The following is a 6,152-nucleotide window of genomic DNA, read 5'->3' on the forward strand; positions in this document are numbered from 1 at the left end:
TCAGCTTATAGTTTATTAATGGTACCAAGGCATGAAGCTAGGGCTAATGTTCTAAAAAATGGGCACCCGCCAAAACAGAGGAAAAACACAGGAGCCAAGGGTGGGAAGGCTTAATGCAGTGCCATTCGGGTCAGGTCTGAATGGCACTGCATTAAGCGATAACCATATGAATGTAAACATTAAAATTTTAAAATACAGAAGAAGCAGTCAGAAAACATTATATAATTGATTCACCACAAACCAATATAATATGTAAACCAATGAAAAAAGATGGCACCCAAGCAAGCAGGTGGTTAGCGTAATAACAGTAATCAATCTTTTCTTCATTTTTATCGTTTCAATTGCCATCTCTAAACGTGGTTGTAAGAAGAATAGAGATTGAAATATGATCACACTATTATTCTTGAGATATCGTAGGGTGAAGATTATCAACATCAATATCTAAATGTAATGTTAATTCAGCTTTTTCAGTATTTATTGCAACCTCACTTAAGCCCGTTTTAGCAAAATAAGAATCAAAAGCATCGCTGAATTCAGGCGAAATATTTGTATACGCAGAGATTAGCAGCCCTAACTTTTTGGCAATAATGGGGTGTTGTTGTGCGAGTAATCGTAATCGCGCCGGCTCAGCAAAAGCAAATTCTGCATAAACATTAAAATCATTCTCAGTAGAGGTCTTACCATATTGAGTAAGAAATCCTGAATTATAATCTGGGGGTAAATCATGGTTTACCATTAAAGCATCATAATTATTAACTGCTGATTTCCAATCAGGAGGCATAAGAGCAGACCAAGCTAATCGTGTAAATATAGAGGGCGTATATATCTGCGAACTTAATTCATGGTGAACAGCTCGTAACGCATTGTTATAATTAACTTTTGTACCGTTCCACTTTGAAATGCTTGATAAAATTAGTTTCTTTTTTCCATATGTACCTCCTGCTACTGCACCATCCATCCACATAGGGCCACAAATATAAATAGCATCAATAATGGTAGGAACAAAATCTGGTGGATAAATAATTAACGCTTTCTCAATGCCATCTAGGGCCTCCGAAGCCTCTTCTAATGAAGTTTCTTCCATCTTAAGGTTGGATGGTTGTTTATCAAACTGTTCAGGATAAAATAAACTGGGATCACCTGCTTTTATCTCAAGTTGATATGTCTTGGATAAGCGCAGTGCTTGATCCGCTTCGCTTTCAAAATATGAACACCCAAGCAAGCAGGTGGCTAGCGTAACAACAGTAATAAATCTTTTCTTCATTTTATCGTTTCAATTGTCATCTCTAAACGTGGTTGCAAGAAGAATAGAGCTTGAAATATGATCACACTATTATTCTTGAGATATCGTAGGGTGAAGATTATCAACATCAATATCTAAATGTAATGTTAATTCAGCTTTTTCAGTCTTTATTGCAACCTCACTTAAGCCCGTTTTAGCAAAATAATCACCAAAATAATCGCTGAATTCAGGCGAAATATTTGTATACGCAGAGATTAGCAGCCCTAACTTTTTGGCAATAATGGGGTGTTGTTGTGCGAGTAATCGTAATCGCGCTGGCTCAGAAAAAGCAAACTCTGCATAAACATTAAAATCATTCTCGATGAATGTTTTACTGTATTCTGACAAAAAACCATCGCTATAAGCAGGGGGTAAATTTACATCCCTCGTCAAGGCTTCATAGTTTGAAGAGGCGGGCTTCCAATCTTGAGGCATAAGATCTGACCATGCAATCAGTACAAATAGAGAACGCATAAAAATCAATGAGCTTAATTCATGGTGTACGGCACGTAATGTATTTTGCTTATTACTATTCGATAATATTATCCATTTTATTGCGTATGTTCCCCCCGCAGGAGCGCCTTCCATCCACATAGGACCACAAATATAAATAGCATCGATAATGGAGCTAACAAAACCTGGTGGATAGATTGCTAATGAGTCTTCAATGCCATCAAGGGCTTCTGAAGCCTGCTCTAAAGTTGTTTCCTCCATCTTAAGGCGTGATAATTCAGTACCTTGTTCGCCGAATTGCTTAGGATAAAATAAACTGGGATCACCCGCTTTTATCTCAAGTTGATATGTCTTGGATAAGCGCAGGGCTTGCTCCGTTTCGCTTTCAAAATATGAGCACCCAAGCAAGCATGAGGCTAGTGTAATAACAGTAATCAATCTTTTCTTCATTTTCATTTTAGACTCGTATTTAATGGGCATAACTGAGCGTAGCCGGAGGTACAATCCATAATGATAATCTCATCACTGCGGGTAATACGGCTCGTTGAACAACCGCATTAGTCCCTCCCCAAAGTATCGCGCCTCTGGCTGATAATCCTGCTGCGGTTGCAAAGCAAATAGGATCATCAGTTACGCCCAATCCGCCGGTGAGATAATCCTCTATGATGGTACCGACAACGATAGCAGTTGACGCGGTATACAAACCGATGGCAAAAACTTTATCCCATGATGTTGAATTAGTAGGTTTTGGCGAAGAGTGGCCATCTTTTTCTGTCGCAGTCCCATTAATAAAAGTAACTTCTAGAACAAATTTTACTTTTTCTGCAATATAATTGAATTCGTTTATTTTCCCCTTTAAATGCGGGAACTGTATTTCAAATTGCAATTTTGGCATTGGTGAATGAGAGCCCATTTCGATACCAACCGCTGTCGAAGGCACATTCGGCGTGGTACTTTTTGATACGATTTTTGAGCCGAGGGTTAAGCTTTTAGTATTTGTATCATAAGCTAATTGTGTATCAGCCAATAACGATCCAAACGCATGGTTAGCAGCTGATGTTACGCTTGCTTCTAAGGTTTTATTATTAACCACGTAATTCACTGGGTACGCTTCAACACTTGAAAGAGCAATGCTTCCTGTCATTTTAATTTCAACAATCGCATTAGGTATCATGATTGGCGGATGAGTTATATCATCTAATTTAAAACTTAATGAAATTGGATATTTTATCTTTGGAAGTTGCGATTGCAATGATTCTTTTGGTTTGACGAGTGATTTTATTGTACGTTTTGGTTTTGATGCCGCTGCTCCAAGGATTGGGATAAGTATCTTCTGCCCGGGATAAATAAGATCAGGATTAATAATAGGTTTTCGGGTAATGGCAATGACCTCTTTACGATTGTTAAAGCGCCATAAGCGAGGCCATTCGAGTGGAGATCCTAAGTGTGTTGCTGAGATATCCCATAATGTATCTCCATTTTTCACAATGTATTGCTTTGTCATCACAGTTCCTTGATAAATTAATTCCGAATATCACTTGCGACCATTGACTATAATATTGATAAATGGGAAGTATAACGACAAGATTCATGGGTATCAATAAAAGATAAAAAAAATATTACGCCCTCCATGCCTTTTTGATTGAAACGCAAGTTTTTCAAAGGGATTTGACCTACAAAAATTGAACTATTCACGCTCAACAGCACGCTGGCCATTTTAACTACTGTGCAGTGTCAGACAATACGGCGAGTCTCAATGTGATAATATTGAGCTGGGACAGCCTTCCGTTTTCACTGGTGTAATCGAAAGATGCGATATCTTGATCAACTATTTTAGTTGTCAGTCGTTTTACGTCAGATGATTGATAGGTAGCAATATTCACAAAATGAGGCATTTACTCACATTGTTCGCCTCATAATGTGAGGCGAATAATGTATCTATTTGCATCATTAAAGTAATAGGAAGGGGCGTTATGTTGATCTGGAAACGAACTAACTGGCCAAATTTCACTTGGGATGAAAAATAATTGCGCCTCTTTTACGTCAAGTGCAGTTAAATCAAGGTGTTTTGCTTGGTAAAATGCAAACCCAGGATAACCATGATTTATCAATCGAGCTGAATGCATTGCTTGCCAATATTCTTCATTCGAGTGCCATTGAAGGTGAACAACTTAATGTTTTTTTTAATCAGAGGACAGCCATACCTCTTTGCTGGTTTTTTGCCAAAATAGATTCTAAAACGGTTTTTAAGTTAATTAACTAGACTAAAAACTGTGGGCCATTTTCGCTTCATTTAAGTTTAACCCAAAATTTTCAGCCAGTTTTTAAGGGGATAGCGCTATTTTTTTGTTGGTGCTAATTTAACAGTTGCTCTAGTTTCATTGTCGTTACTTGTTCGGATGAAAAGGCCATCTTAAAGTTCATTTTTAATTGTTCAGCTTGGGTTCATGTTCAATAGGGTTTAATAGATAACAACAACTCTATTATTGCGCTTAAGGTGGCTTACTATGAAGAATACAAAGATCGGCACTGCTGCAAAGAAAAATACAATAAAAAATATAAAGGGTTTGCGCTTAGGTTTCTCCCCTCTGGGTAATATTTTTAATGCTTTATTCATTAGCGCATCGTTGACATTGTTCAACCAAGTCAATGCGAATGAGCAAGTAACCACGCGTTCGAGTATTTCTTACGGCGCATTAGCGGAAACAATCAATGATGTCAGCCGAGCAACGATTATTAAACAAAATAATACCATCCTTGTACCTGACCAACTGACTGGCAAGGCAACAGGAAAGACCCGGAATGAAATACAAGCCGCACAACTGTTACCTGAAATGTCGCCTCAGGCAAGATCCCTAACACTGTCAATAAGCAATGGTTATTCCCCTGAATTTAGTATTTATAATGCAACAACGCTATTACGGAATGATTTTGATAGTGATGGTTACTACCAAACCTTGAGTGTTATTTTTGATGCTGATATGTATAGCTATGACGATAATGATTTCGGTGAGGTATATGCTCGATTATATTTGAGTGAGCATGGCGGGCCTTGGATCCACTATTACAGCAGTGATAATTTTATCATTCACAGTGATAGTGACCAAGATGCCTATGAAGTGATGACGACGTTTAGAGAAGGCTATTACCCTAGTGACTATGATCTATTGATTGATTTATACCAAGTTGGCTCTAACAGCATTGTGGCGACTTATAGCGCCGATGATAGCTCTGCTCTGTATGCATTGCCATTAGAGAGTCGCGATTATGATGACGTTTATATTGACAGTGATTATCAACAACAAGGTGGTAGTTTTTCTGCATGGTCATTAGTTATTTTACTGTTAGTACTCGCTAGCCGCTTATCAAAGCGTTTACTAAAAATATTTGCTTAGATGTGGTAGCAATAGGCGTCACTTTAGATTAAATTGCAGGTTATCTTTCCTCTATCTAAAAGAGCGCCTTATGCTAGAAAATACTCTACCTCAACTCGAACAGTTGATTGAACAAACAATCCAAAAAAACATTCAGCTTAAGCAGCTAGTCAGTGAACTTCAAGAGCAAAAAACTAAACTCATCGAAGAAAACGAAATGTTACAACTCGAAGCATTAGAAAACGAAGAAAAACAAGAACAAACGGAAACGGGTGTAAGCCGTCTGCTGGCTAGGTTGCAGGAAGCACAACATGATGCGCATCATGAAGGTGAACATAATGAACATAATGAACATAATGAGCATCAGCATCATGAAGGTGAACATCATGAGCATCACCACGATTAATCTGAGAAATGGGGTCTTTAAACTGTTTTTTCTCGTTCCCTCGCGCTGCGTGGGAATGCATACAATTGCTCGCTAGAGTGAGTACTCTGAAAGCCGTATGTAGAATTAATGCTGGGCAGATAAATGATGTGAAGTATGAATAAAAAATTGCTCCATAAGCAACTGATTAATGCATTAGAAGTTACTCATCAATGCGCAGTAGATGCAGCAGAACGCGCTTATAATACGGCAACTGATAATGAAAATATTGCAGAAAATAAATACGATACTTTAGCATTAGAAGCATCATATTTAGCGCAAGGACAATCGCAGCGCGTGGAAGAGTGTGCTGTCGATCTTGCTGCCTTTTTGAAGTTGAATATCAGCACGGCATCTGCTGTTTGTTTGGGGGCGTTGGTCGTGCTGCGTGATCTTGAAAACAATGATAAATATATTTTTTTCGGTCCGTCAGCGGGTGGTTTAAAAGTGCAATTTTCAGGAAAAGAAATTTTTGTTGTTACACCAAGTTCCCCTCTCGGAATGGCAATCACTCACCGAGTCGTAGGCGATGAGGTGAGTGTTTTTATTGGTAATAAAGTGATTGAATATGAGATAACCATGATTGCTTGATCGTGATCATTTCAATAATAGATATACA

General features: G+C 38.2%; 6 protein-coding genes and 1 pseudogene. 4 read left to right on the top strand and 3 right to left on the bottom strand.

Annotation, left to right across the window (positions count from 1 at the left end):
* Positions 1 to 397: 397 nt before the first annotated feature.
* The 3 genes from KSO91_RS15510 to KSO91_RS15520 form a co-directional block, all read right to left on the bottom strand.
* On the bottom strand, positions 398 to 1,264 hold the full coding sequence (locus KSO91_RS15510) for a hypothetical protein (RefSeq protein ID WP_238743938.1): 867 nt from the start codon (positions 1,262 to 1,264) through the stop codon (positions 398 to 400).
* 69 nt (positions 1,265 to 1,333) lie between these two features.
* Positions 1,334 to 2,191 (bottom strand): hypothetical protein, encoded by an 858-nt coding sequence (locus tag KSO91_RS15515; protein ID WP_238743939.1) that lies wholly within the window; start codon positions 2,189 to 2,191, stop codon positions 1,334 to 1,336.
* A 13-nt stretch (positions 2,192 to 2,204) separates the two neighbouring features.
* Positions 2,205 to 3,239: a LysM peptidoglycan-binding domain-containing protein gene (locus KSO91_RS15520; protein ID WP_238743940.1), complete on the bottom strand. Its 1,035-nt coding sequence runs from the start codon at positions 3,237 to 3,239 to the stop codon at positions 2,205 to 2,207.
* A 576-nt stretch (positions 3,240 to 3,815) separates the two neighbouring features.
* Between KSO91_RS15520 and KSO91_RS17955 the strand changes: the two genes are divergently transcribed.
* The 4 genes and pseudogenes from KSO91_RS17955 to KSO91_RS15535 all read left to right on the top strand — a co-directional run bounded on the left by KSO91_RS17955 (position 3,816) and on the right by KSO91_RS15535 (position 6,124).
* Positions 3,816 to 3,998, top strand: coding sequence for a hypothetical protein (locus KSO91_RS17955; RefSeq protein ID WP_420830956.1), 183 nt, complete (start codon positions 3,816 to 3,818; stop codon positions 3,996 to 3,998).
* Positions 3,999 to 4,242: 244 nt separating this feature from the next.
* On the top strand, positions 4,243 to 5,130 hold the full coding sequence (locus KSO91_RS15525; RefSeq protein WP_238743941.1) for a choice-of-anchor H family protein: 888 nt from the start codon (positions 4,243 to 4,245) through the stop codon (positions 5,128 to 5,130).
* A 70-nt stretch (positions 5,131 to 5,200) separates the two neighbouring features.
* Positions 5,201 to 5,419 (top strand): annotated as a pseudogene (locus tag KSO91_RS15530) (DUF904 domain-containing protein); the annotation flags it as partial.
* Between the two features lie 231 nt (positions 5,420 to 5,650).
* Positions 5,651 to 6,124, top strand: coding sequence for a transcription elongation factor (locus tag KSO91_RS15535; RefSeq protein WP_238743942.1), 474 nt, complete (start codon positions 5,651 to 5,653; stop codon positions 6,122 to 6,124).
* The last annotated feature ends 28 nt before the right edge of the window (positions 6,125 to 6,152 follow it).

Origin of the sequence: Psychromonas antarctica, assembly GCF_022267535.1 — a bacterium.
GTDB lineage: Bacteria > Pseudomonadota > Gammaproteobacteria > Enterobacterales > Psychromonadaceae > Psychromonas > Psychromonas antarctica.

What these genes read in the sequence shown, in the direction of transcription:
- KSO91_RS15515 (WP_238743939.1), bottom strand. Translation starts at nt 2,191, where the DNA reads ATGAAAATGAAGAAAAGATTGATTACTGTTATTACACTAGCCTCATGC.
- KSO91_RS15535 (WP_238743942.1), top strand. Translation starts at nt 5,651, where the DNA reads ATGAATAAAAAATTGCTCCATAAGCAACTGATTAATGCATTAGAAGTT.
- KSO91_RS17955 (WP_420830956.1), top strand. Translation starts at nt 3,816, where the DNA reads ATGCAAACCCAGGATAACCATGATTTATCAATCGAGCTGAATGCATTG.
- KSO91_RS15520 (WP_238743940.1), bottom strand. Translation starts at nt 3,239, where the DNA reads ATGACAAAGCAATACATTGTGAAAAATGGAGATACATTATGGGATATC.
- KSO91_RS15525 (WP_238743941.1), top strand. Translation starts at nt 4,243, where the DNA reads ATGAAGAATACAAAGATCGGCACTGCTGCAAAGAAAAATACAATAAAA.
- KSO91_RS15510 (WP_238743938.1), bottom strand. Translation starts at nt 1,264, where the DNA reads ATGAAGAAAAGATTTATTACTGTTGTTACGCTAGCCACCTGCTTGCTT.